At 70.1% G+C, this 24,321-nt stretch carries 24 protein-coding genes; 12 read left to right on the top strand and 12 right to left on the bottom strand.

Annotated features, from left to right (window positions below; genetic code table 11):
* Nucleotides 1-2: 2 nt before the first annotated feature.
* Together AB4Z09_RS01820 and AB4Z09_RS01815 are read right to left on the bottom strand one after the other, a co-directional pair.
* Nucleotides 3-1,181 carry an amino acid deaminase/aldolase gene (locus AB4Z09_RS01820; protein WP_114718496.1) on the bottom strand — a complete coding sequence of 393 codons (1,179 nt, stop codon included), beginning with the start codon at nucleotides 1,179-1,181 and terminating at the stop codon, nucleotides 3-5.
* A 36-nt stretch (nucleotides 1,182-1,217) separates the two neighbouring features.
* Nucleotides 1,218-1,889 carry a TetR/AcrR family transcriptional regulator gene (locus AB4Z09_RS01815; RefSeq protein ID WP_174909194.1) on the bottom strand — a complete coding sequence of 224 codons (672 nt, stop codon included), beginning with the start codon at nucleotides 1,887-1,889 and terminating at the stop codon, nucleotides 1,218-1,220.
* A 77-nt stretch (nucleotides 1,890-1,966) separates the two neighbouring features.
* On the opposite strand from AB4Z09_RS01815, the gene AB4Z09_RS01810 reads away from it, so the two are divergent.
* The 3 genes from AB4Z09_RS01810 to AB4Z09_RS01800 all read left to right on the top strand — a co-directional run bounded on the left by AB4Z09_RS01810 (nucleotide 1,967) and on the right by AB4Z09_RS01800 (nucleotide 5,920).
* Nucleotides 1,967-3,277 (top strand): D-arabinono-1,4-lactone oxidase, encoded by a 1,311-nt coding sequence (locus AB4Z09_RS01810; RefSeq protein ID WP_174909192.1) that lies wholly within the window; start codon nucleotides 1,967-1,969, stop codon nucleotides 3,275-3,277.
* 52 nt (nucleotides 3,278-3,329) lie between these two features.
* Complete coding sequence (locus AB4Z09_RS01805; RefSeq protein ID WP_442239038.1) at nucleotides 3,330-4,676, top strand: amidase family protein; 1,347 nt, start codon at nucleotides 3,330-3,332, stop codon at nucleotides 4,674-4,676.
* Nucleotides 4,677-4,747: 71 nt separating this feature from the next.
* A complete protein-coding gene (locus tag AB4Z09_RS01800; protein ID WP_114718493.1) occupies nucleotides 4,748-5,920 on the top strand; it encodes a thiolase family protein in 1,173 nt (390 codons plus the stop codon).
* A 60-nt stretch (nucleotides 5,921-5,980) separates the two neighbouring features.
* Here AB4Z09_RS01800 and AB4Z09_RS01795 read toward each other — a convergent pair whose 3' ends face one another.
* From AB4Z09_RS01795 to AB4Z09_RS01785, 3 genes are read right to left on the bottom strand one after another with little or no spacing between them, the layout of a single operon-like run.
* On the bottom strand, nucleotides 5,981-7,225 hold the full coding sequence (locus AB4Z09_RS01795) for an MFS transporter (protein WP_442239037.1): 1,245 nt from the start codon (nucleotides 7,223-7,225) through the stop codon (nucleotides 5,981-5,983).
* Nucleotides 7,222-7,863 (bottom strand): ArsR/SmtB family transcription factor, encoded by a 642-nt coding sequence (locus AB4Z09_RS01790; protein WP_442239036.1) that lies wholly within the window; start codon nucleotides 7,861-7,863, stop codon nucleotides 7,222-7,224. The genes AB4Z09_RS01795 and AB4Z09_RS01790 overlap by 4 nt, the downstream gene beginning before the upstream one ends.
* A 35-nt stretch (nucleotides 7,864-7,898) precedes the next feature.
* Nucleotides 7,899-8,753: a hypothetical protein gene (locus AB4Z09_RS01785; protein ID WP_442239035.1), complete on the bottom strand. Its 855-nt coding sequence runs from the start codon at nucleotides 8,751-8,753 to the stop codon at nucleotides 7,899-7,901.
* A 184-nt stretch (nucleotides 8,754-8,937) separates the two neighbouring features.
* Between AB4Z09_RS01785 and AB4Z09_RS01780 the strand changes: the two genes are divergently transcribed.
* A complete protein-coding gene (locus tag AB4Z09_RS01780; protein WP_442239034.1) occupies nucleotides 8,938-9,477 on the top strand; it encodes a Dps family protein in 540 nt (179 codons plus the stop codon).
* Nucleotides 9,478-9,559: 82 nt separating this feature from the next.
* On the opposite strand, the gene AB4Z09_RS01775 is transcribed toward AB4Z09_RS01780, so the two are convergent.
* The 6 genes from AB4Z09_RS01775 to AB4Z09_RS01750 all read right to left on the bottom strand — a co-directional run bounded on the left by AB4Z09_RS01775 (nucleotide 9,560) and on the right by AB4Z09_RS01750 (nucleotide 17,129).
* A complete protein-coding gene (locus AB4Z09_RS01775; protein ID WP_174914562.1) occupies nucleotides 9,560-10,528 on the bottom strand; it encodes an adenosine deaminase in 969 nt (322 codons plus the stop codon).
* A gap of 5 nt (nucleotides 10,529-10,533) precedes the next feature.
* Nucleotides 10,534-11,295: a crotonase/enoyl-CoA hydratase family protein gene (locus AB4Z09_RS01770; RefSeq protein WP_114718487.1), complete on the bottom strand. Its 762-nt coding sequence runs from the start codon at nucleotides 11,293-11,295 to the stop codon at nucleotides 10,534-10,536.
* Nucleotides 11,285-12,844: a class I adenylate-forming enzyme family protein gene (locus AB4Z09_RS01765; protein ID WP_442239033.1), complete on the bottom strand. Its 1,560-nt coding sequence runs from the start codon at nucleotides 12,842-12,844 to the stop codon at nucleotides 11,285-11,287. Before AB4Z09_RS01765 ends, AB4Z09_RS01770 begins: the two co-directional genes overlap by 11 nt.
* Nucleotides 12,845-12,931: 87 nt before the next feature.
* Nucleotides 12,932-13,750, bottom strand: coding sequence for an enoyl-CoA hydratase/isomerase family protein (locus AB4Z09_RS01760; protein ID WP_442239032.1), 819 nt, complete (start codon nucleotides 13,748-13,750; stop codon nucleotides 12,932-12,934).
* An 18-nt stretch (nucleotides 13,751-13,768) separates the two neighbouring features.
* Nucleotides 13,769-14,629, bottom strand: coding sequence for an alpha/beta fold hydrolase (locus AB4Z09_RS01755; protein WP_174909177.1), 861 nt, complete (start codon nucleotides 14,627-14,629; stop codon nucleotides 13,769-13,771).
* 139 nt (nucleotides 14,630-14,768) lie between these two features.
* Nucleotides 14,769-17,129, bottom strand: coding sequence for an ATP-binding protein (locus AB4Z09_RS01750; protein ID WP_429516450.1), 2,361 nt, complete (start codon nucleotides 17,127-17,129; stop codon nucleotides 14,769-14,771).
* A 71-nt stretch (nucleotides 17,130-17,200) separates the two neighbouring features.
* Here AB4Z09_RS01750 and AB4Z09_RS01745 point away from each other — a divergent pair, with 71 nt between their 5' ends.
* A complete protein-coding gene (locus AB4Z09_RS01745) occupies nucleotides 17,201-17,905 on the top strand; it encodes a GNAT family N-acetyltransferase (RefSeq protein ID WP_442239031.1) in 705 nt (234 codons plus the stop codon).
* 50 nt (nucleotides 17,906-17,955) lie between these two features.
* On the top strand, nucleotides 17,956-19,014 hold the full coding sequence (locus AB4Z09_RS01740) for a glutathione S-transferase family protein (RefSeq protein WP_114718481.1): 1,059 nt from the start codon (nucleotides 17,956-17,958) through the stop codon (nucleotides 19,012-19,014).
* A gap of 4 nt (nucleotides 19,015-19,018) precedes the next feature.
* Here the strand turns inward: AB4Z09_RS01740 and AB4Z09_RS01735 are convergent, their stop codons facing one another.
* Nucleotides 19,019-19,357 carry a VOC family protein gene (locus AB4Z09_RS01735; protein ID WP_442239111.1) on the bottom strand — a complete coding sequence of 113 codons (339 nt, stop codon included), beginning with the start codon at nucleotides 19,355-19,357 and terminating at the stop codon, nucleotides 19,019-19,021.
* Between the two features lie 101 nt (nucleotides 19,358-19,458).
* Here AB4Z09_RS01735 and AB4Z09_RS01730 point away from each other — a divergent pair, with 101 nt between their 5' ends.
* The 6 genes from AB4Z09_RS01730 to AB4Z09_RS01705 all read left to right on the top strand — a co-directional run bounded on the left by AB4Z09_RS01730 (nucleotide 19,459) and on the right by AB4Z09_RS01705 (nucleotide 24,277).
* Nucleotides 19,459-20,202 carry a hypothetical protein gene (locus AB4Z09_RS01730; protein ID WP_254622965.1) on the top strand — a complete coding sequence of 248 codons (744 nt, stop codon included), beginning with the start codon at nucleotides 19,459-19,461 and terminating at the stop codon, nucleotides 20,200-20,202.
* Nucleotides 20,203-20,234: 32 nt separating this feature from the next.
* Complete coding sequence (locus AB4Z09_RS01725) at nucleotides 20,235-21,053, top strand: alpha/beta fold hydrolase (RefSeq protein ID WP_254622862.1); 819 nt, start codon at nucleotides 20,235-20,237, stop codon at nucleotides 21,051-21,053.
* 29 nt (nucleotides 21,054-21,082) lie between these two features.
* Nucleotides 21,083-21,484 (top strand): DUF6153 family protein, encoded by a 402-nt coding sequence (locus AB4Z09_RS01720; protein ID WP_442239030.1) that lies wholly within the window; start codon nucleotides 21,083-21,085, stop codon nucleotides 21,482-21,484.
* A gap of 93 nt (nucleotides 21,485-21,577) precedes the next feature.
* Nucleotides 21,578-22,300 carry a DUF305 domain-containing protein gene (locus tag AB4Z09_RS01715; RefSeq protein WP_442239029.1) on the top strand — a complete coding sequence of 241 codons (723 nt, stop codon included), beginning with the start codon at nucleotides 21,578-21,580 and terminating at the stop codon, nucleotides 22,298-22,300.
* A gap of 76 nt (nucleotides 22,301-22,376) precedes the next feature.
* Nucleotides 22,377-23,507, top strand: coding sequence for an ABC transporter ATP-binding protein (locus AB4Z09_RS01710; RefSeq protein WP_442239028.1), 1,131 nt, complete (start codon nucleotides 22,377-22,379; stop codon nucleotides 23,505-23,507).
* Entirely contained in the window at nucleotides 23,504-24,277 is a 774-nt protein-coding gene (locus AB4Z09_RS01705; RefSeq protein ID WP_174909167.1) for an ABC transporter permease, read from the top strand. The genes AB4Z09_RS01710 and AB4Z09_RS01705 overlap by 4 nt, the downstream gene beginning before the upstream one ends.
* Nucleotides 24,278-24,321 lie beyond the last annotated feature (44 nt).

The raw sequence follows: 24,321 nt of genomic DNA, 5'->3' as shown, positions 1-24,321 counted from the left end.
GGTCACCCGAAGCACTTGCCCTCGCCGCGGTAGGTGGGTGTGGACGTGGCCGTGCCGTCGGCGTCGACGAGGTGCACCTCGGTGAAACGCTCACACAGCTCGCCGGCCTTCGCGTGGCGGAACCAGACCCGGTCGCCCACAGCCAACTCGGCGGCCGCCGCGCCGGTGACGGGCGTCTGGACCTCGCCGGCGCCCTCGTTGCGCAGCAGCTTCAACCCGCGCGGCCACACCGGAGCCGGCACGCGCGTGTTCCCGGCGGGACCCGACGCGATGTAGCCGCCACCGAACAACGTCGTGATCCTCGGCGTCGGCTTGCGGACCGCCGGCAGGGCGAAGAACAGCGCCGGACGCGGCGTGAACGAGTGGTAGCGGTCGAACAGCGTCGGCACGTACAGCCCCGATCCGGCGGTGACCTCGGTGACCACCGAGTCGGCCGAACTGACCTCGAGCGAGCCGGTACCGCCGCTGTTGACGATCTCGAGCTTCCCGACTTCCTCGGTGACGGCGTCCACGACTGCGCCTCTGCGCGTGGCGAGTTCGGCGGCCGACGCCTTCTTCACCATGCGCACGGCGAAACTGCTGTCGGGCAGGCCTGCGATCTGCGCCTCGTAGAACATCACCCCGACGACGGCGAAGCCGCGGTCGGCCGCCAGCCGCGCCAGCCGTGCCACCTGGCCCGGTTCCCGCAGCGGCGACCGGCGCACCCCGAGATGGGCCGGGCCGAGACGCAACGACGCGTCGACGTCGAGACACACCCGCGGCCGGACGCTCTCGGATCCGACCGCCGACCGGATGAGGTCCAGTTGCGCGATGTCGTCGACCATCAGGGTGATGCGGTCGAGGAGCGTGCGGTCGGCGCCGAGTTCGGCCAGCGCCGCGCGATCGGCGGTGGGATAACCCATCAGCACGTCCTCGGCGCCTCGCTGCGCGAGCCACATCGCCTCGCGCAGCGAGTAGGACATGATGCCGCGGAACCCTCCGGACGCGGTGAGCCCGGAGCCGAGCGCCACCTCGAGCACCGCACGGCACCGCACCGACTTGCTGGCAACCCGGACCGGGGTGCCGGCGGCACGCCGCACCAGGTCGGCGGCATTGGTGTGCAGTGTGGCGAGGTCCAGAGCCGCCAGCGGCGGATCGAGATGAGCCGTGGCAGCGGTGAGTCGGTCGATCGCAGCAGTCACATCAGTCCGTTCGTCGTAGGCGTTCGGACCAGTCGATCACTCTCCTGAACGATTGTCCAGGTCTGGGTCCGCGTCGACCGCCTTGCTCGCGACGATGCGCACCAGATCGTCGAGCTCGGTGATGATGGCATTGCTGTCGCGGTCGACGAGCCAGCGCAGGACGATGCCGTCGATGACGGCGAGGGCGAACCGCGCGATCGCCTCGACCGGTTCGGTCCACGTGGTCCCGGTCCTGCGGGCGCTCTCCTGAAGGAACACCGTGGCCTCGATGTCCATGGTTCGGTACTGCTCGTCCGCGACACTCCCGGCGAGCGGCGCGCCCGCCGCGCGGTGGCGCAGCGCGTATGCGGTGATCTCGTACGTGAGCAACTGGCGATCCGCGGTGGCCTCGACCAGCGGCCACATCCCGGTCAGCCCGGTGTGCAGCACCTCGCGCAGATCCCGCAGACCGTTCAACTCCTGCGAGTCCCACACCGACGCGAACGACTCGCGCATCCCGGCGCTCAGCTGCAGCACCAGACTCTCGGCCATGGCCGCGACCAGGGCTTCCTTGCTCTCGAAGCAGTAGTGCACCACGCCGAGCGAGACGCCCGCTTCCTCCGCGACAGCACGGATCGTCACCGCTGCGATCCCGCCGCGTTCGGCGATGGACAGCGCCGCTTCGACGAGTTGGGCGCGGCGTTCTTCCGCTGGAAGCCGATTCAACATCTCCCGATCGTAAAACCCGAAACGGAAAAAACGTGTCTCATTTGCCTGGACGCTCGTCCAGGTGAATAGTGACGGGAATGGCACAGGACACGTGGCGCAACTGGGCGGGGACCCACTCGTCGACACCTCACCGATTCGAAACACCGCGATCGGTAGCCGAGCTGAGCACGCTGGTCGCGAATGCGACCGAGCGGGGATTACGCGTCAAAGCCGTGGGGGCGGGCCATTCGTTCACCGGAGTTGCTGTCACCGACGGCGTTCTGGTGAGCCTCGACAACCTCGCCGGGATCGAATCCGTCCGCACGACGCCGGCGGGTCCGGTCGCGACGGTGATGGCCGGGACTCGCCTGCGCAGCCTCAACGAGCAGCTGTGGGGGCGCGGGCTGGCGATGATCAACCTCGGTGACATCGACGTCCAGTCGATCGCCGGCGCGCTCTCGACCGGCACGCACGGGACGGGAGCGCGGTTCGGTGGGCTCGCGACGCTGATCCGCGGACTGCAGATCGTGCTCGCGGACGGGTCGGTCGTGGATTGCTCCGAGGCCGAGAACCCCGAGCTCTACCAGGCCGCCCGAATCGGCCTCGGCGCGTTCGGCATCATCACCAAACTCGACCTCGCGGTCACCCAGGCCTACGCGATGCGCGCCGTCGAGGGACCGGCGCGACTCGACGAGACGCTCGACGGACTCGCGCACGATCTCGAGACCGTCGACCACTTCGAGTTCTACTGGTTCCCGCACACCAATCGCGTTCTGACGAAGCGGAACACACGACTGCCCGGCGACACGCCGCTCGAACCCGTGGGCCGCATCCGCGGCTTCATCGACGACGAGCTGATGTCGAACACGCTCTTTGAGGGCGTCAACCGGCTGACGTCGGCGTTCCCTGCCACGATTCCGCAGGTCAACCAGGTCAGCGCGCGGGCACTGTCGGCCCGCGAGTTCACCGACCGCAGCTACCGCGTGTTCGCGTCGCCGCGCCGGGTGCGGTTCCGCGAGATGGAGTACGCGGTGCCGCAGGAGGCCGTGAAGGACACCCTCCGGGAGATCTCGAACTGGCTCGACCGGTCCGACTGCAAAATCGCGTTCCCGGTCGAGGTCCGCTTCGCTCCCGGCGACGACGTGTGGATGTCCACCGCGAACGGCCGCGACAGCGCCTACATCGCCGTGCACCAGTACCACCGCCGCGATCACCGCGAGTACTTCGACGCGGTGGAGGCGATCGCCCGCGCGGTCGACGGCCGTCCGCACTGGGGCAAGATGCACAGCCGCACCGCGGACGACCTGCGCCCCACGTACGCCCGGTTCGACGATTTCTGCACGGTCCGCGACAAGCACGACCCGTCGCGAACGTTCGACAACGAGTACCTCCGCCAGGTTCTCGCCTGACACGGGGCTCGAACCGTCCGGATCCGGTCGGCGCGTCGCTACTGTGAGCGGCGTGCCGACCGGACCGAACTCCCCTCGCCTCGACCGTCGTTCGTTCCTGCGGGCCGGCGCGTTCGGCGCCGCGGTGGGCGGCGCGACGCTGCTCGCGGGATGTGGCGACGACCTCCGCGACCCCGGCGTGCCGCCACTACCCGGCGGGGACACCAAGCCCGCCGACACCGCGACGTGGCGACTCCAGGGCGATCCGCTGATCGCAGGTAGCGGTTCCGGGCCGCTCGCGGGCCGTACGGTCGCCGTGACCGACCTGTTCGCCGTCGAGGGCCAGCGGGTCGGCGCGGGCAATCCCCGATGGCTGGGGCTGGCGCCCACCGAGACGACCACCGCCGACAGCATCTCCCGCCTGCTCGGGCAGGGCGCCGCCGTTGCCGGAATCACGCAGACCGTCGACTTCGGCTTCGGCCACTCCGGCGTGAACGCGGCCTACGGGACGCCGGCCAATCCCGCCGCGTCCGGCCGCATTCCGGGAGGCGCGACCTCGGGGGCGGCCACCGCCGTCGCGCTCGGCAGCGCGTCCGTCGGATTGGGCCCCGACACCACCGGATCCGTCCTGATCCCTGCCTCCTATCAAGGGCTGTGGGGTTTCGGCCCGACGCACGGCACCGTCTCGGTACTCGGCATGATGCCGCTCTCGAAGACCCTCGATCGGGTCGGTTGGGTGTGCGCCGACCCGACGACCCTGATCGCCGTCGGCGACGCGCTGCTCCCCCCGGCGTCGGCGAGTCCGTTCGGCGCGGCGGTGACGGCGCCCGGCGTGACCGCCGTCGCCGACGAGCACGTCCAACCCGCGGTCCGGGAGGCGCTCGCATCATGGAGGCGGTCGGCGCTACCGCCGTTGTCGGAGCAGGACCTCGACATCGCGGAACTCCCCGACTGGTACGACGCCGTGACCACCGTGCAGGGCTACGAGGCGTGGCAGCAACACGGCGCCTGGGTGTCGACGGCCGTCGGGTCGGTCGGCGACGAGGCCCGCGCGAACTTCCTCGCGGCGTCGAAGATCTCCGAATCCACGTATCGGCGCAGCCTCGACGAACTCGGCGCCGCGGGCCGCTCCGTCCGCGACTACCTGGGCTCCCGTGTCCTCGTCATGCCTACGGCGGCGTCCCCGGCACCGTCGACCGCCGACGATCCCGGCAATGTCCTTGTCGCGGAGAAGCTTCGGACCACCGGGATGCTCGTCGCAGTTGCGGCCGTCGCGGGACTGCCCACGGTGACCGTGCCCGTGACGTCGCCGGGTGGCCTGCCGGTGGGCCTGTCCCTGGTGGGTCCACCCGGCCGGGACCGGGACCTGCTCGCACTGGCGGGCCGGATGGCCGGCACCGGAATCACCGCCCGCTCCTGAGGCCGCACCACCGATGAAGTACATTCGTTTAACTCTTTAGATTCGACCGACTTCATCGAGAGTGAGGCGCCATGCGTGACGCAGTGATCGTCGAGGCAGTTCGTACCCCCATCGGCAAGCGGAAGGGCTCGCTCGCGGACGTGCACGCGGTGGAGCTGTCCGCCCACGTCCTGCGCTCGATTGCCCAGCGCACCGGCATCGACCCGGCGATCGTCGACGACGTCTACTGGGGCAACGTCAACAGCGTCGGCATGCAGACCGGCAACATCGGCCGCATGGCCGTCCTCGGCGCCGGCTGGCCCGAGTCGGTGCCGGGCCTGACCGTCGACCGCCAGTGCGGTTCGTCGCAGCAGACCATCTCGATGGCGGCCGCGTCCGTCATCTCGGGCCAGGCCGACATCATCGTCGCCGGTGGCGTGGAGATGATGACCGCGGTGCCGCTCGGCTCCTCGAACGTTCCGGGCACCGGCGACTCCGCAGGTCCCGCCCGCACTCGCTACGCCGCCCAGCTCGAGGCACCCGGTTTCAACGGCCGCTTCAACCAGGGCGTCGGCGCCGAGCTCATCGCGCAGGAGTGGAGGATCTCCCGCGAGCAGCTCGACGAGTACTCGGTTGCCTCGCACGAGCGTGCCGCCGCCGCGCAGGACGCCGGCGCGTTCGAGGCGGAGATCGCCCCGGTCACCCTCGAGGACGGCACCGTCTTCTCCGCCGACGAGGGCATCCGCCGCGGCTCCACCACCGAGAAGCTCAGCCAGCTCAAGTCCCCGTTCCTCGAGGGCGGCGTCATCACCGCCGGCAGCGCCTCGCAGATCTCCGACGGCGCGGCCGCCGTGCTGGTCATGACCTCCGAGAAGGCGAAGGCCCTGGGCCTGACCCCGCTCGCTCGCATCCACACCGCCGTCGTCGCCGGCGACGACCCGGTCAAGATGCTCACCGGCCCCATCCCGGCCACCGCGCTCGCGCTGAAGAAGGCCGGTCTGTCGATCGACGACATCGACGCGTTCGAGGTCAACGAGGCGTTCGGTTCGGTGCCGCTGGCGTGGCAGCTCGAGACCGGCGCGTCGATGGACAAGATGAACCCGCTCGGCGGCGCGATCGCGCTCGGCCACCCGCTCGGTGGCTCCGGTGCGCGTCTGGCCGCCACGCTGGTCCACCACCTGCAGCGCACCGGCGGCCGCTTCGGCCTGCAGACCATGTGTGAGGGTGGCGGCACCGCGAACGCCACCATCTACGAGCGCATCTAGCACCTCCCGCACGTCGTGAAGGCGGCCGGTTCCTTTCGGAGCCGGCCGCCTTCAGTTTCGTCAGACCCGGCGCGCGTGCAGGGCGAGCGCGGGGACGATAAGCAACGAGATCGCCGCCCCGAGCAGCGCCAGCCAGCCGTAACTGGTGGCCGCGACCATGACACCGGACGACAGTCCGCCGCCCGCGCCGGCGATCGCGATCGTCAGATCGACGGTGCCCTGCGTGCGGGCACGTGTCGCCAGCGGGACCGCATCGGTGATGATCGCCGTGCCGCTGATGAGCCCGAAGTTCCAGCCCAGCCCGAGCAGCGCCAGCGCGACCGCGAGCGCCGGCACCGAGTGCACCGGAGCGGCGGCGGCCGTGACACCCGCGGCCAGCATCGTCACCGCGGCCGCGGCGGCCACGACCCGCGGGCCGAACCGGTCCGCGAGCCTCCCCGACAGTGGCGAGGGCAGGTACATCGCGGCGACATGGATCGCGATGACCAGGCCTGCGGCCCCGGTTCCGTGCCCGTGATGCTGCATGTGGATCGGGGTCATCGTCATGACACCGACCATGACCAGCTGCGTGACGACCATGACGGTCGTGCCCAGCACGACGGACGGATTCCACGTGCGCGCGGCGGACGGTTCGATGCCAGGGCCGGCCGCGTGGTCCGCAGTGTCGGCGGCGGCACGCGCCAGCAACAGCGGATCCGGGCGCAGCATCACCCACAGCACCGCGCCGGCGGCTGCGTACGCGATTGCGGCCAGGATGAACGGTCCTGCGAGTGCCGGGATTCCGAGCCCCTCGGCGAAATCACCCATGACCGTCACGAGGTTCGGGCCGACGACCGCACCGACGGTGGTCGCCACGAGCACCGTGCTCACGGCGCGGCCCCGGTGGGCCGGGGCGGCCAGGTCGGCACCGGCGTAGCGCGCCTGCAGGTTGGTCGCCGTTCCGGCGCCGTAGACGAACAGCGAGATCAGCAACAGCACGACATTGTCGGCGACCGCTGCCGCGACCACTCCCACACTGCCGAGCGCGCCGGTGCCGTAGCCGAGCGCGAGACCGGGTCGACGGCCGAAGCGCTGCGAGATCCGGCCGACGGAGACCGCGGCGGCCGCGGAACCGATCGTGAACAGGGCACTCGGCACACCGGCGAGGCCGGTGCCGCCCAACATGTCCTGGGCCAGCAGCGCGCCGACGGTGATCCCGGCGGCGAGGCCGGCACCGCTGAGGATCTGCGCCGCGACCAGGACCGCGAGGATCCGGCGCTGACTGGCGGCAAGGTCCGGCGTCACGAGCGCCCGCTGCGCCGTCACGAGGCGTCTCCGGCGGTCCCGGCGAGTTCGATGCCCGAGGCCCGCCATTCGAGGATGCCCTCGTCCAACGCGGCCGCGCTCAGTCCCCGCTGCCGGAGGAGGTCGGCGGCGTCGCGGGCCATTCCGCACAGCTCACCGCGGCAATACACGACGACGTGCGTCCTCACCGGCAGTTCATAGGCGCGCGCGCGGAGCTCGTCGAGCGGGATGGATACCGCGCCGGGCAGGTGTCCCGCCGTGAACTCCGCGTGCGGCCGGACGTCGAGAACGACGACGGAGCCGGAACGCATCTGCGTCGCAAGCTCGTCGGAGAACTCGGTCCCCTCGCCGTGCGCGAGTCCGGGCAGGTGCGCCGCACCGACGTCCTTCATCGACACGTACAGCCGCGCGACGTCGAGCCCGGCGAGCCGGTAGAAGATCGTGGTGCCCTCGCGCCGCGTGCGCACCAGGCCGGCACTCTTGAGGATCTGCAGGTGCGAGGACGCGCTCGTCACCTTGAGCGACGCTCCCCGAGCGAGGGTCTCGACGGACTGCTCGCCCTGCGCCATCAACTCGAGTAGTGCCAGCCTCTTGCCGTTCGCCATCGCCTTCGCTATGCGTGCGAGTTGGTCGTACATGTCCGCATCGGACTCACTCATATTCCATCACTCCTTGGAATACGAGAATACGCACCTCAGTTGCCGTCCTCGACAGCCGCCTCCGCCTCCGACTCCCAGCGGCGGGCACGCTCGAGATCGCTTCGCGCCGACCGCGCAGCCGCGTTCGCCGCGTGCGCCGACTCCCGAACGAACGCGTCGCGCTGTTCCAGATGTTCGAGGTCGCGCCGCAGGACCTCCATCCGGTCCGCGATCTCCGCGGCTTCCGCATCGAGCCGGGACACCTCACGCTCGGCGACGTCCGTCGCCTCCCGCGCCGCCTCGGCCGAGGCGCGGGCGGCGGTGAGCTCGGCCCGCGCGACCTCCCGGGCGTCCGCACCGAGACTCGCTGCGCCAGAGCCTTTTCGAGCCGCCGCGGCGCCCGACGAGCGCTCTCCGCGACCCACCGATTCCAGAACGGCCGGCCCGAAACCGCTGTATCTCGCGGCGCAGAGCACCCGTCCCCGCTCCACGGTGCGCGCCAGGTCCGGGTCCGCCATCGCGGCATGCAGCGTCTGCGCGACCTCTCGCAGTGCCGCCTCGCCCACCGCCCTGCCACGCTCCGCGGCCAACCGGCCCGCGCGTTCCGCGAGCGCCCGCACCACCCGCTGCCGCTGATCGGAGAGCTCGCGGAGCGCCGTAGGGTCGAGGCGTCGCTGCGCCTGTCGCAGCGCATCGCCGAGCGCCAGCACCGCGGAGACGTCGTCGGGCGACTCGCGGGCCAGCAGGTTCACGAGCCACCCGACGGTCGTGGGCTTCCTCAACGCCGCCAGCGCCCGGGCCGCGTCACGATCCTTCCTCGCCTTCGCCTGTTCGACCCGGCCGGTGCGGGCCGCGACGAACACGGACGGATCCAGCCCGTACAGCTCGTCGGCCACTTCCTCGACGTCCACGCGTCGATCCTGACACCGCGCTCGCCCACCGACCAGGGTTCGAAAATTCTCGCCCCACCTGCGACAACTTATCTACCGTGCATGACATAGATTTTGTAGTACCGTTGAACAGGACAACATCGCTCGGCCGACAAAGAGTTCGAATCGGCCGGCAGGTGTGGACACAGGATCGAAAGGACAGACGATGACGAACTTCACCGTTCCCGGACTGACCGCAGACCAGGGCGCCGCGGTCGCGAACACGCTCCAGAATCGACTCAGCGCCTACAACGACCTCCACCTGACGCTCAAGCACATCCACTGGAACGTCGTGGGCCCCAACTTCATCGGCGTCCACGAGATGATCGACCCGCAGGTGGACCTGGTCCGCGGCTTCGCCGACGCGGTCGCCGAACGGATCGCAGCGTTGGGTGCCTCCCCCCAGGGCACGCCCGGTGCCATCGAGAAGGACCGGTCGTGGGACGACTACTCCGTCGGGCGCGACAGCGCCCAGGCGCACCTCGCTGCTCTCGATCTCGTGTACACCGGCGTGATCGAGCACAATCGGAAGGCGATTGCGAAGGTCGGCGAGATCGACCCGATCACCGAGGACATGCTGATCGGTCAGACCGCGGAACTGGAGAAGTTCCAGTGGTTCGTCCGTGCCCACCTCGAGAACTCCGGGGGCCGTCTCGCCAACGAGGGCGAGCCCACCGAGAAGAAGGCCGCGGCCGCCGTGCGCTGACCGGTACCCGCCACACGCACCAGCGCATCCACCAGATCCCGGTCCGGGCGCCCGTTGGGGGGCGTCCGGACCGCCCGTCCGCCTAGGTGCGGAGCAGTTCGGCCTTGCGGGCGGGCGACGCGAAGGACGCCTCGATCGAGTTGCGTGCCAGCGTCTCGACCTCGTCGTCGGTCAACCCGATCCCGGCCCGCAGCTGTGCGAAGTTCTCGCCCACGTCACCGCCGAAGTAGGCGGGGTCGTCGGAGTTGACGGTCACCCGCAGACCCGCGCGCAGCATCGTGCGCAGGGGATGTTCGGCGATCGTATCCACCACGCGCAGACGGACATTCGACAGCGGGCACACGGTCAGGGGGATCTCCTCGTCCACCAGACGCTGCACGAGTGCCTGGTCCTCGAGACAGCGCACACCGTGGTCGATCCGCTCGGCGCCGAGGAGATCCAATGCCTGCCAGATATATTCGGGCGGGCCCTCCTCGCCGGCGTGCGCCACCACGTGCAGACCCTCGGCGCGGGCGTGGGCGAAGACGTCCTCGAACAGCGTCGGCGGGTAGCCGACCTCTGCGGAATCGAGTCCGACGCCGATGATCGGCGCCTGCAGTCTCAGGATCTCCGCGAGCACCTCCTCCGCGTCGTGCACGGGTTGGTCGCGCAGGAACGCCGCGATCAGGCCGCTGCTCACGCCGAACTCGCGCTCACTGGCGGCGAGCGCGTCGAGGATCCCGTCCAGCACCACCTGCAGCGGAACACCGCGCGAGACGTGGGCCTGCGGGTCGAAGAAGATCTCCGCGTGCCGCACTCCCGCGGCGGCCGCACGGCGCAGGTAGTCCCGGGTGAGGTCGGCGAAGTCCTCCGCCGTCCGCAGCACCGCCATGTTCGCGTAGTACAGGTCGAGGAACGACTGCAGATCGGTGAACTCGTAGCGCGATTCGAGATCGGCCAGGTCCACGTAGGGCAGGTGCATGCGGTTGCGCTCGGCCAACGCGAAGATCAGCTCCGGGCCGAGCGCCCCCTCGATGTGCATGTGCAACTCCGCGAACGGCAACGCGGCCATGTTCGTCAACGCCCCTTCCACACGGGGGCCCGCTTCTCCGCGAACGCGGTGGCCCCCTCCCGCGCGTCCTCGGAACCGAACACGGGGCCGATCACCTCGAGCTGCCGGGTGAACGCCTCGTCGGCGGGCCAGTCGCGGGCACGGACGAGCACCTCCTTGGTCTTGGCGACGGCGAGCGGGCCGTTGGCCGTGATCCGGTCGGCGAGCGCGAGCGCGCCGTCGAGCGCGCCGCCCGGCTCGGTCAGCGTGTTCACGAACCCGTACGCGGCGGCCTCCGCGGCCGTGAACGGATCGCCGGTCAGGGCGTACTCCATCGCCTTCTGGTACGGAATCCGCTCGGGCAGCCGCAACAGGCCACCGGCCCCGGCCGCCAGCCCGCGCTTGACCTCCGGAATGCCGAACTTGGCCTCGCGCGACGCCACCACCAGATCCGTCGCGAGCACCAGTTCCGTGCCGCCCGCCAGCGCATACCCTTCCACGGCCGAGATGATCGGCTTGCGCGGCGGCGCCTCCGTGAAGCCGAGGCCCCTGCCCGGCACCACGACGTTCTCGCCGGCCACGAATGCCTTGAGATCCATACCCGCGCAGAAGTTCCCACCGGCACCGGTCAGGATCGCGAGGGACAGATCCGGATCCTCGTCCAACTCGTCGACGGCGGCGGCGAGACCGCGGCTCACCGCGCCGTTGATCGCGTTGCGCGCCTCCGGACGGTTGATCGTGATCACGAGCACCCGATCGCGGCGGTCGAGCAGGACCTCATCCGACATCGACATATCCCTTCGTCGTGGAGCAGAAACCTGGCGAACCGTGCACACCCTGCAGCCAAGACCGTACCGACCGCCGGTCGACGCGTCCCGTGGACGTGCGCGGCAGCATGGGCACGCTCGCGCACAGGCGACGCGACGGGCGATACCCCGACAGCACGGCTCGGACGTGCTCGCGGACCGTGTCGAGACCGACGTCGGCGCCGGACTCCCGGACGACGGCCACGCCCAGGTCCGGCCCGCCGGCGGTGGTCACCCCCACCACCGCGGCCTCGGACACCCCGGGGCATTCGAGCAGCGCGACCTCGACCTCTCGGCTGTAGACGACCCCGCCGGGGAACTCGACCGCATCCCCGGCACGGCCCGCGATGCGGAACGAACCGTTGCGACCGACCCGCATCACGTCACCGGTGTGCAGCCATCCCCCGACCGTGGTGCGGGCGGTGGTCGCGGGATCACCCCAGTAGCCCCGCATCACGCTGGGGCCTCGGCACCACAACTCGCCGATACCCGGATCGGATTCGGCGACCGCGAACTCCATTCCCCCGTGCGGTGATTCGAGTAGGTGGTCGTCACCGGAGGCGGCACCGACCCGTTGGATCAGTCCGGCACCACCCGTCTCGGTCATCGCCCAGCCGGAGGCGACGTCGGCTGCCGGGAAGCGGTCGCGCAGGCGACGCAGCATCGGGGTCGAGAGCGGTTCGTCGTCGAGTGCGAGGAACCGCACCGCATCGAACTCGCGGCCGGGCGCCCGGACCATCTGCCGGTAGAGAGGCGCGGCCACCGAAAGACGTTCGACTCGTTCGACATCGAGCGCGTGGAGCAGACCTCCGACGTCGGCGTGGGATTGCAGGACGACGGTGCCGCCCACGACGAGCGTCGGAAGCAACTGCGACACGCAGCCCGCCGCCGAACTGAGCGGCAACGCGATCGCGTGACGTACGCCGCCGACGGCTCCGGCGGCTCCCACATCCAGGTCCCAGGCCCGGATCACCGACTCGATCGTCGAGAGCACGTTCTCGTGGCAGAGTTCGACACCCTTCGGCGGGCCCGTCGTGCCGCCGGTATAGAACAGCAGCGCCGAATCGTCGGGCCCCGCACCGTCGTCGATGAACGGAACCCCCTGCGGCAGTTCGCCGTCCAGCACGAGAACACTGCCGCTGTCGGCCATGATGTGCCGCGTCTCCTCGACGCCGTGGCCCGGATGGATCGGCACCGGCACTCCGCCGGCCAGCAGCACACCGAGAAACGCCTGCACCCAGCGGGCCCCGTTCGGCATGCGGATCGCGACACGGTCACCGATGTCGATTCCCTGCTGGAGTAGACCCCCGGCAACCCGCGACGCCGATGTCCACAACTGTGCGTGCGTGAGGCGCGCACCGCCGACCTCGACGACGGCCTCACGGGAGCCGAAGCGGTGCGCGGCGACGTCGAGGAGTTCGGTGAGCGAGGAGGTCAGCCCGGTGTATCGGAGCAGACCGTCCGTACCGCGCACCAAGCGGTCGTCCCGCAGGCGACCGCGCCCGGCCGGGTACTCGAGCAGCGACGCCATGCCCACCTCCACCGAGTAGGTTCCACCAGCACGACTATATGACCGCCCTCACACTCGCGTCCGTCGAACCGCACCCTCGGCGCGCCGCTACTCCCCGGTGTACGTCGCGTGCCCCGGCCCGACGTCGAGGAAGCTGCGGACGGCCCCCTGCAGATCGGCCGTCGCGAACAGAGCACCGGAGGTCTCCGGTGTGATCGAATCCGCATGCGCGACACCGCCGGAACGCCACGCCGAGACAATCTCCTTGGTGGCGGCGTGCGCGCGGGTGGGACCGTCCGCGAGGCGCGCGACCAGCGACCGGGCCGCGCCGTCGACGTCCTCGTGGACGTAGTTGACGACACCCCACTCGTGCATGGTCGCCGCGTCGTACAGGTCCGCGGTCATCACCAACTCCCGGGCGCGTCCCGATCCGGCGCGTTCGGCCAGACGCTGCGGGCCGCCCATCGAGGGCGTCAACCCGACAACGGTCTCGACCAGTCCGAACTTCGCCTTCGGACCGGCAACGACGATGTCGCACGCGAGCGCGATCTCGAACGCGGCGGTGAGGGTCAACCCGTGGGCGGCGAAGACGACGGGGCACGGCAACACCTCGAGTGGATGCCCGATCTGCGCGAACAGCGACTGCCACAGTGCGGTGCCCTGTTCCACCGTGAGCCCGTCGAACACGTGGACATCCACGCCGCCCGAGACCACCTTGCCCTCGGCCCGCAACAGCACCGCCCGCGGCGGCCGGGCAGTGAGGTCCGCGATGTCGGCGATGACCGCGTCGAACATGGCCCGGTCGAACAGGTTCAGCGGCCCGTGCGCGAAGGTGAGGATCGCGATCTCGGCACCGGCGTCGGTGGTGACGCGCTCGAGTCGGGTCGGACGGGATCCTGCGGCGGACACGGCGTCAGGTTCGGTCATGGGCACAGAATGCCACCGTCACGCGGCCGGCGCGATCGGCAGCCCCAGCACCGTGGTCATCGCCCGGCCGAAGCTGTCCGGATCGCCGATCAGCCAGCCGTGACAGCCGGGGACCCGGTGCACGTGCGGGTCGCGCAGCGCTCCCCGCAGTGACTCGAAGCTGGCGCGGGGGATGAACGTGTCGCCGTGGCTCCACACCATCGTGGTCGGTACGCCGCGCTCGGCGATCCGGGACGCCTCGGCCCGCAGATCGGCGCCGCGGGCCAGTTCACCGATCCGCCACAGCGTTGCCGGGCTGCGGACCGCGTTGCGCAGCGCGTCGCCGGCGATCGACGCGATCGCGCTCGCCGGGGTCCGGGCGAGGACAGCGTCGACGGCCGCGGATGCGCCCCACCGCCAGAGGGGACGTTCGCGGAGTTCGCGCGGCGGCCCACCGGGCGCCCAGGCCCCACCACCCACAGAGTTGACCAGCACCAACCTCGACACCCGCGCCCCGAGGTCGTGCGTCGACGCGATCCCCACCCCGCCGCCGAACGAGTGCCCGACGAGCATCACGGGCCCGTCGACACCGACCGTGTCGAGGAACCGGTCCAGCCACCGCGCGTAGCCTCCGAACCCGTCCCGGTGCGGGGGCAGCGCGTCGGTTCCGGCGAAGCCGGGTAGCGCGGGCGCGTACACGCGCACACCGGTGGCCGCGAGTCGCTCGACTGCGCCCGCATAGGTGCGGTGGGTGAGCCCGAACCCGTGGAGAAACACCACCGGTGACCCCGATCCGGCCACGCCGTACGGCGCGTTCCGCCCGTCCACCACGACGTCCCGCCAGCGGACCTCCGCAGAGCGGGCCTCGATCGAACTGTGAACGGGTGGATACTGGCGCACAGGACGACCTCGACTTCCGGAACCGGATGGGACAGGTCGCAGCGTGCCCTGGAATCGTCCCGTCGGGGACGGTAGATCTACCGGTATCCATACGTGCTTCGCTACGGCGGGTATCCGCGCCACACACGGAATGACCAGGTCAGGTTCGATCGTGTTCGGCCACCCAGGCCGCGATCTGGGCGCGTGAGCCGAATCCGAGCTTGGCGAGCACGCGTTCGACGTGACCCTCCGCGGTGCGCGGCGAGATCACCAGCTTCTCCGCGATCTCGCGGTTCGTCAGCCCGCGGGCGACGAGATCCGCGACCTGACTTTCGCGGCGGGTCAGCGCCGGCGTCTCGGGGGTCGGCATCACGATCCGCATCGGCGCCGTCGGGGCCTCCATCTCGGCGCGGGACAGTTCGAACCCGTCCCGGCGGCCGAGCGCGTAGTCGACGGCTTCGGCGAACTCGAGTGCCGCCCCGTTCGCGAACGCTGCCTCGAACGCCCGGTCGCCGAGAATCTGACGGCACAACCGCCGGCATTCCTCGTGGGGGGCGAGCATGGTCGTTATCAGCGCGACGGACACACCCATGGACTGCCGAAGGGCTTCCGCGGCACCGGACAGGATCGCCGCTCGCTCGCCTTCCCGGAGAGCCGCGGCCCCCCACGCCATCGACTCGAGGCAGCCCGCGCCCCCGAAGTGATCGTCGACCCGGCGGGTCAGTTGCAGCGCCTCGACGAACAATCCGGACGCGCGAGCACGGTCGCCCTGCCACCACAAGGCCACGCCCAGCATGAACATCGCCCGCGCCCGGAACTCGCACTCACCACGTGCGGCCGTGATCGCGACGACCTCCTCGTGACAGGCCTTCGCTCGCGCGATGTCGCCGCTCATGCCGCCGACCAGTCCGAGACCCTGCAGGACGCAGATCAGCCGATGCGGATCGGCTTCCTCCCGAAACGGACCGACCGCCTGCTCGAAGAAGCCGGTCGCGCGCTCGAACTCACGCCGGAACATCGCTTGGCGACCACAGGCGTGTGCGACCGTCGCGTCGACCAGCGGATCTCCGATGAGCTCGGCGAGGTGTGCGGCGTGCGCGATCAAGTCCGCACCCGCCGCGAAGTCGTCCTGCATGCCCGCCAGTTGACTCGCCGCACACATCGCCCCCACCCGGACCCGATCGGGACGGTCCTCGGCCCGCTCGAGCGTCCGCGCGAGCCATCGTCGGGCTTCGCCGAACATCCCGCGACAGAACCAGAACGGGAAGATCGCGACCGCCATGCCCACCCCCGCGTCTGCCTCGCCCGGTTCGGTGACGCAGAACTCCAGCGCGTCACGCAGGTTCGCCTGTTCCCGGTCGAGTCGGGCGATCGACTCCGGTTGTCGGGGCCCGATCCAGCCGGCCGCCGCGCGCTCGGCGAAGCCACGAAACCAGTCGCGGTGGTGCCGCCGACAGCGCACGTGCTCGCCGGATTCCTCGAGCTTCTCCAGGCCGTAGTCGCGCAGAGTCTCGAACATGCCGTACCGCACCACCGGGCCGGAACCCTCCACGAGGAGGATCGACTTGTCGACCAGCGAGGCCACGACGTCCAGAACCTCCCCCGGCGCGGCGTCATCCACGCAGATGCCCTCTGCAGCATCGAGTTCGAAACCACCCGAGAACACCGCCAACCGAGTCCACATCCGACGTTCCTTCGGCGTGCACAACTCGTAACTCCAGTCGACGGAACAGCGCAGAGTCTGCTGCCGCGTCGGAGCGACCCTGCTACCCGCGGTGAGGAGCCGGAACCTGTCCGTCAGGCGCTCGAGAATCTGGTCCGGGGACAGGGCACGGACCCTGGCAGCGGCCAACTCGATCGGCAGGGGCAAACCGTCCAGGCGATGGCAGATGCGAGCAATCGCAACTCGATTGTATTCGGTGACAACGAAATCCGGCAGCGCCGAGCGTGCTCGATCGACGAACAGCGTCACCGCTTCGTACCGGGGAAGCGCGTGCAGTGTCGGTGGTGCGTCCGGATCCGGAACCGCCAAGGGTGGCACCCGCAAGATCGCCTCCCCACCCACACCGAGCGGCTCCCGGCTGGTGGCGAGCACCCGTACGCGGGGGCACTCGCGCAGGAGCACCGACGTCAACTCGGCGGCCGCGGCCACCAGGTGCTCGCAGTTGTCCAGAATCAACAACGCGTCCCGATCCGCGAAGTGCTCGACGAGCAGGTCCATCGGAGACCGGGCCGCCTGGTCGTGCAGCCCGAAGACGGCGGCGACGGTGTCGGGCACCAGCTCGGGGTCGTGCAGTTCCGCGAGCTCGACGAGCCACACACCGTCGGCGAAATCGCGCCGCACGTCCTCGGCCACCCGCAGCGCGAGCCGAGTCTTGCCGACACCCCCGATACCCGTCAACGTCACCAGCCGCGCCGACGAGAGTAAACGCTTGACCGCAGTGAGCTCGCGCCGACGTCCGATGAACGTGGTCAGCGCGGAGGGCAGATTCCCGACCTTGCTCCGGACGGTGGTCGCCATCAACCGTCACGCTCCCTCGCGCTCCCTGCAGCTTCGACGGTACGCCGCGAACCCGCACTACCGTTGGGCCCGTGGACGCGCATCAGATCGACATCATCCGGCTCGCCTGGTCTCGGGAACTCGGTCTCCCCGACCGCGCCCTCGACTCCCCCGGCACCCGCCACGTGCGGGTCGACGAGACCGCGAACCGGATCCGGTTCGTGACGATCGCCGGTGCCAGCGCGCTCGTGGGCCCGGCGTGGGCCGCCGAACGCGCGGAAGAATGGTCCGACGACGAGCTGGCCCGCTCCGGCGCTCTGTCCGCACTCGCGAAGGATCACGCGGGTCGCAGCGGCGGACCCACCGAACTGGCCTGGGCCGCGGATTTCGGGACGGACATCGCGGTCGAGGAACCGCTTGTCTCGCACGACCTCGCGCACGTTCTCGAACTGCAGAACCTCTGCCCGCCCGACGACGTCGCGGAGGCCGGACTCGCCGACAAGGGCGCCTGGTTCACCGTCGTCGACGACGCCCACCGTCCACTTTCCTCGGCCGGCTACACGGAGTGGCAGGGCATCGTCGCGGACATGGGCGCGCTGACGGCACCCGCTGCCCGCCGGCGTGGGTTCGGTGCGACCGCAACACTGCTGGCCACCAACGATGCGCTCGACGCCGGGCTGATCCCCCAGTGGCGTGCGCACCGCGACAACGTCGCTTCCCGCCGACTGGCCTCCACGCTGGGATACGAGGAACTCGGAACCTCGGTGTCGATCGAGGTCGCTCCCAGTACCGTGTGAAGTGGGGGTGACACGGCAGCGGCGAGGCCGAGACACGGAGCTGATGCGCGATGAGCGAGAGCACGGACAGGAAGGACACCGAAGACGTCGGAGCCGATTTCGTGGAACCGGGCAAGGAGTTCACCCGCGACACGAACTACATCACGACACGGATCACTGCCGACGGCCGTGACGGCTATCCCGTCGAGCCCGGCCGGTACCGCCTGATCGTGGCCCGCGCCTGTCCGTGGGCCAACCGGTCGATCATCGTGCGACGTCTACTGGGGCTGGAAGGCGTTCTGTCCATGGGGATCTGCGGGCCGACCCACGACGAACGCAGCTGGACGTTCGATCTCGATCCCGGCGGGGTGGACCCGGTGCTGAAGATCCCCCGACTGCAGGACGCGTACTTCGCCCGCTTCCCCGGATACTCGCGCGGGATCACGGTGCCGGCGATCGTCGAGATCGAGACCGGGCAGGTCGTCACCAACGACTTCCCGCAGATCACGCTGGACCTGTCCACCGAGTGGAAGGAATTCCACCGCGAGGGGGCCCCGGACCTGTATCCGGAGGACCTGCGCGGCGAGATCGACGAGGTGTCCGAACTGGTGTTCCACGACGTCAACAACGGCGTCTACCGCTGCGGTTTCGCCGGCTCACAGGAGGCGTACGACGGCGCGTACGACCGTCTGTTCGAGCGCCTCGACTGGTTGACCGAACGTCTGTCGACGCAGCGGTTCCTGGTGGGCGACACCATCACCGAGGCCGACGTCCGACTGTTCACCACGCTCGCCCGGTTCGACGCGGTCTACCACGGCCACTTCAAGTGCAATCGGAGCAAGTTGTCGGAGATGCCGGTGCTGTGGAACTACGCGCGGGATCTGTTCCAGACCCCGGGTTTCGGGGACACGATCGACTTCACCCACATCAAGCAGCACTATTACATCGTCCACAAGGACATCAATCCGACGCAGATCGTGCCCAAGGGCCCCGACCTGTCGCACTGGCTCGAACCGCACGGCCGCGAAGCACTCGGCGGCCGGCCGTTCGGCAGCGGCACCGCGCCGCACCCGCCACGACCGGAAGAGGTTGTGCCGCTGTCACACTGGGCGAGCGCACAGCGGGACTGACCCGCTATTCACCGGTATAGGTACCGAAGCTCCAGTACACGCCCTCCGGATCCCGGCACGTGAATCCCCGGGAACCGTAGTCCTCGTCCTCGAGCCCCTGCACCACCGACGCACCGGCGTCGACGGCGCGCGTGTAGAGCCCGCCGGGATCGTCGGTGACGAGGTACACCGCCCCTACCCCGCTGGGCAGGTCGACGAGGACGGAGTCGGCGCGGGGCGAGCCGAGCATGATGCCGCCTCCCGGCCACACCCTGGTCGTCTCGGCCATATCCGACACCTGCTTCGACTCGCGGTCACAGACCCGTCCAGCGTATCCCGGAGCCTCCGTCCCGGCCCCGGGAATTCGGGGGTCGACAGCCCGGTTTCCCTATAGTCGGATAGCGAGACAGTCGGATATCGCGTGACCGGACGACCGACCGCCGGATACCGAAGTGAGGACTGATGATGGGCGAGAAGCAGGGACGTGTGGAGTCGACCATCGTCTCCGTCCTCGACAATGCCAGCCGGCTGCAGGCTCCGGCCGTGGCCAAGTACGTCGAGCGGGTCCGCCGCGCCCATCCCGACGAGAACCCGGCACAGATCGTCGCGCGGATGGAGAAGATGTTCCTGACCGCGGTCACCGGCAGCGGCAGCGCGGTGGGGGCGGCAGCGGCCGTTCCGGCCGTGGGAACCGTGACCTCGATCGCGGCGGTGGGCGCCGAGACCGCGTTCTTCCTCGAGGCGTCGGCCCTGCTGACCCTCGCGATCGCCGCGGTGCACGGCATCTCCCCGCAGGATCACCAGCAGCGCCGCGCGCTCGTGCTGGCGGTGGCCCTGGGCGAATCGGGCATGGAGATCGTCGAGCGTGCGACCGGCCTGACGGCGACCAATTGGGCACGACTTGTCACCGGCCGGATTCCGCCGAGCACGATGCGGGCGATGAACAGCTCGCTGGTCCGCAAGTTCGTGACCAAGTACGCGGCCAAGCGCAGTGCCCTGATCCTCGGCAAGCTGCTCCCCGCCGGGGTCGGCGCGGTGATCGGTGGTGCCGGAAATCGCGCGATCGGCCGCGGCGTCGTCGACAATGCGCGTGAGGCATTCGGCCCGGCACCGGCCCTCTGGCCGGACCGACTCCGCGCGGTCGACGGCGCAGCACGACTGCAGGTGGTCCCACCACTGCCGGGCGAGGCTCGCCGCATGCGGTCCTGAGACCGGGTCAGCTCCGACGAAAGGATGTCGTCGTGTTCCCCGTATCCCCCGAGGTTCCCCACGTACTCACCTCCGGATCGGGCGATCGCACGGTGGTGCTGCTCCACGGCTACTCGGATCACGGCGGCACCTGGCAGAAAGTGGTGCCGACGCTCGGCGAGCGCTTCCGGGTCCTCGTCGTCGACCTGCCTGGTTTCGGCCTCAGCGCCGGATCGTGGTCCGAGCCGCTGATCGACGGCTACGTCGACATCCTCGCCGCCCTCGTCGACGACGAGACCGGACCGGTGAGTGTGATCGGCAACTCGCTCGGCGCGGTGACCGCCCTCGCCTTCGCCTCCGCGCGCCCCGACCTGGTGACCGACGTGGTCCTCGCGGACATGCCGGGGGTGACCGGGATTCCGCGCTCGTGGACCCGCGGCGCACGGTTCGGTGTGGATCGCGTGACGCGGGCGCTCACCGGCCCGGTGCCCGACCGGTACCTGCAGCAGATGATCGGCACCCTGTATGCCGGTGCAGCGCTGCGACATCCGCGCCGGGCCGATGCCCGGGTGCGCGCCGACTACACCCAGCACTACGCCACCAAGGCGCAGGTAGCCGACCTGCTCGCGATCGGGCGGGTCGTCATCCGGGAGATCGCGGAGTTGCCCGTCGCGACGATGGTGGACGAGTTGACCGTCCCGGCCCTCCTGCTGTGGGGCGCCAACGACCTGCTCACCCCCGCCCGCGCGGCCCACCGGATCACCCGGTCCGTCGACCGCCGGGTTGCGATCATCCCGAGTTGCGGGCACTGCCCACAGCTGGACTGCCCCAGCGAATTTCTCGCGGAGGTCATCCCCTTTCTCGAACGGTGAGCACCGTGCCGATCGGTACAGTTGTAGCCATGCGTGCCCAGGTCCGAGTGTCCTTCGCTCGACTCGCGGCACTGTGTGCGCTCGCGTTCGGTGTCCTGGCGATGCACCACGTCACGACCGGCCCCCTCGTCTCGACACCGTCGGGCGCGGACTCCGCGCATCACGCACTCGGCCACCACAGCGGCACGGGGTCGGACGGCTCCGCCGACGCCCCGATCCACCCGCCGGACCACGACAGCTTCCACATGTGTCTGGCGGTACTCCTCGCCGCGACGCTCACCCTCGCCGTGTGGTTGCTGCTGCGGACCGCGCGGGAACAGCGCGTGCGCCCGCGCCGTGCTTCCGGGCCGGCGCGCCGGGCGGGACGCGGTCCGCCCTTCGCGCCGTCCACCTCGGTCTTCCTCTCGTCACTGTGCATCCTGCCGGTGTGACAGGGCCACTGCGGCGCGACCTTCGGGTCGTTCCGGCCGCAGTCCGGTCCTTGATCCCGCACACGAGTGCACACACGTAAGGAACGACACGTCATGAAAACCAAGCGCATGCTGGTCGGAATCGGTGCGGCGGCGGCCGCCGTCACCCTCGTCGTCGGCTGTTCGAACAACGACTCAGGCACCGCCACCTCGGCCACCGGCACCTCGACGACCACGTCGGCGAGCGCGTCGGGAACCGCCGAACAGGGCGGCCCGCACAACGACGCGGACGTCGCCTACGTCGAGATGATGATCCCGCACCACGAGCAGGCCGTGGAGATGGCCGAACTGGTGCCGAGCCGGAGCGGGAATCCCGACGTCGTCGCCCTCGCCGCCCAGATCGAGAAGGCCCAGGCCCCCGAGATCGAGCAGATGGAGGGCTGGCTGAAGGCCTGGGGCGTTCCCGAACCGAGCCATGTCGGGACGCCCGGTGCCACCGCCAGCCCCAACGGCATGGACCGCGACGGCTCTGACCACGACGGTATGGGCCACGGCACCTCGGCCCCCATGGCATCGATGTCCGGCACGCCCGGCATGGAGGGCGGTCATGAAGGGATGATGACGGGCGAGCAGATGCAGGCCCTCGAGAACGCGAACGGACCCGAGTTCGACCGGATGTGGCTCGAGATGATGATCGAGCACCACCAGGGCGCGGTCGCCAGCTCCGAGCAGATCCTCCAGACCGGTGAGAGCCAGCAGGTGCGCGACCTGGCCCAGCAGATCGTCGCGAGCCAGCAGGCGGAGATCGCCCAGATGGAAGCTCTCCTGAGCAAGTAGTCCCAGCTGCGTAGTGCAGACCGGCCGGTACCCTCTCAAGAATTCGATCGACTGTGATCGCCGCGGAGGGGGATTCGTGAGTTCAGCCATGCAGTTCGGTCCGCCCGGGGGCTACAGGCCGGCAGGGAGTTACGGGCCGGCGGGGAGCTACGGGCCGGCGGGACCGGCCGCGCCGGCCATCGAGGCGCGGGGACTGTCCAAACAGTTCAAGACGATTCGGGCCGTGTCCGACCTGAGTTTCTCGGTCCCGCACGGCTCGGTCACCGGGTTCCTCGGGCCCAACGGGGCGGGAAAGACCACCACTCTGCGGATGCTGCTCGGGCTCGTGCGCCCGAGCGCCGGAGGCTCGACGATCTTCGGTCGGCCGTTCGGTGCGATCGACGAGCCCGCGCGAGCCGTCGGCGCCGTCCTCGACTCCCGCGGGCTGCACCCGAAACGCACCGCACTCCACCATCTCCGGATGTACTGCGCTGCGATCGGTGTGCCGGACGATCGAGCCCTGTACGTGCTGCACCTGGTCGGGCTGGCCGACGCGGCCGACCGCAAGGCCGGCACCTTCTCCCTGGGCATGCGCCAGCGATTGACCCTCGCGACCGCCCTGCTCGGCGATCCGCAGATCCTCGTGCTCGACGAGCCGTCCAACGGTCTCGATCCCGAGGGCATCGCGTGGCTGCGCGACTTCCTGGTCGCCTTCGCCCGGTCCGGTCGCACCGTGCTGGTGTCGAGCCACCAGTTGCGTGAGGTCGAGCAGATGGTCGATCACCTGGTGATCGTCAGCCGTGGGTCGCTGGTGTTCCAAGGCGCCATGGATCAGCTCCGAGGAGCCCACCGCGCACGACTGCTCGTCGCGTGCTCCGACCCGGTCCGGCTCGCGACAGCCCTCGCGGCCGCCGGAATCATCGACATCCAGCACCTCGCCGACGGGCGGATCGCGATCTCCGGATCCGACCCCGCCACGGTGGGACGGGTCGCCGCCGACGTCGAGGTGACGGTGTTCGGCGCGTCCACCGAGCACGTCGATCTCGAGCAGGTCTTCCTGGCGATGACGTCGGGGCAGTACGCGGCCCCCGGTCACGGCTTCGGCCCCGGCCTGCCGCCGCAGGGTCCGCCCGGTCCCCCGCCGCCGGGATACGGCGCCCCACCGGGATACACGCCGACTCCGCCGCCCCAGCATTGGTTCGGTCCGACCGACGGAGGCGGACAGTGACCACACGCCTGCTCACCGCGGAGTTCCGCAAAGTCACATCGCTCAGGTTCTGGTGGGCGCTGGGCCTGGCCCCGCTGCTGGTCGGCGTGATGTCCAGCGCGATCAGCATCCCGATGTTCAATGCGGTCGCGGACGAGGTCGCCTCGACGGAGGCGAACACCGCCGCCGCCGCGATCGGACTGTTCGTCGCGCTGGGCCTGGTATTCCTGTTCTCGGCGCTGTTCGGGGCCGTCAACGCCGGCACCGAGTATCGCCACAACACGCTCACCACGACCTTCCTCACCGCCCGGGGGCGCGACGGAGTCCTGGCCGCGAAGCTCGCGGTGACGGCCCTGTTCGGCCTCCTCTACTGCCTCGTCATCGAGGTCGTGAGCGTGCCCCTGCTGCTCGCCCTGTCGGACAACTTCGAGATCGACGGGACGATCGTCGGTGTACTGGCGATCGGCCTGGTCGCGTCGACGCTGTGGGCGCTGATCGGCGCCGGTCTGGCTCTCGCGACGGGTTCGTCGATCGCCAGCGCCGTCGGGCTCGTGGTCTGGTACGTCATGGGCGAAGGCATCGTGCGCCTGGTGCTGGCCGGGCTCGGTGCCGACGCGGTCGCCCAATGGCTCCCGGGCTCGGTCACCGTCACCGCCTTCGTCGGCACGATCGACCACAGCGCCCTCGACGGCATGCCCGGCTGGCCGCTGTCGCTGCTGGTGCTGTGTCTGTGGGCCGTCGCGTCGTGCGGACTCGGTTGGTGGGCCACCCGCTCGCGCGACATCACCTGACACCGCGGGCAACACGGACACCGGCCTCGACACGACCTGTCACC

Origin of the sequence: Rhodococcus sp. TAF43, assembly GCF_052113525.1 — a bacterium.
In the GTDB taxonomy this organism is placed as follows: Bacteria; Actinomycetota; Actinomycetes; order Mycobacteriales; family Mycobacteriaceae; genus Prescottella.
Note: the sequence above shows the minus strand (reverse complement) of the source record. Positions and strands in the feature narration are given on the sequence as shown.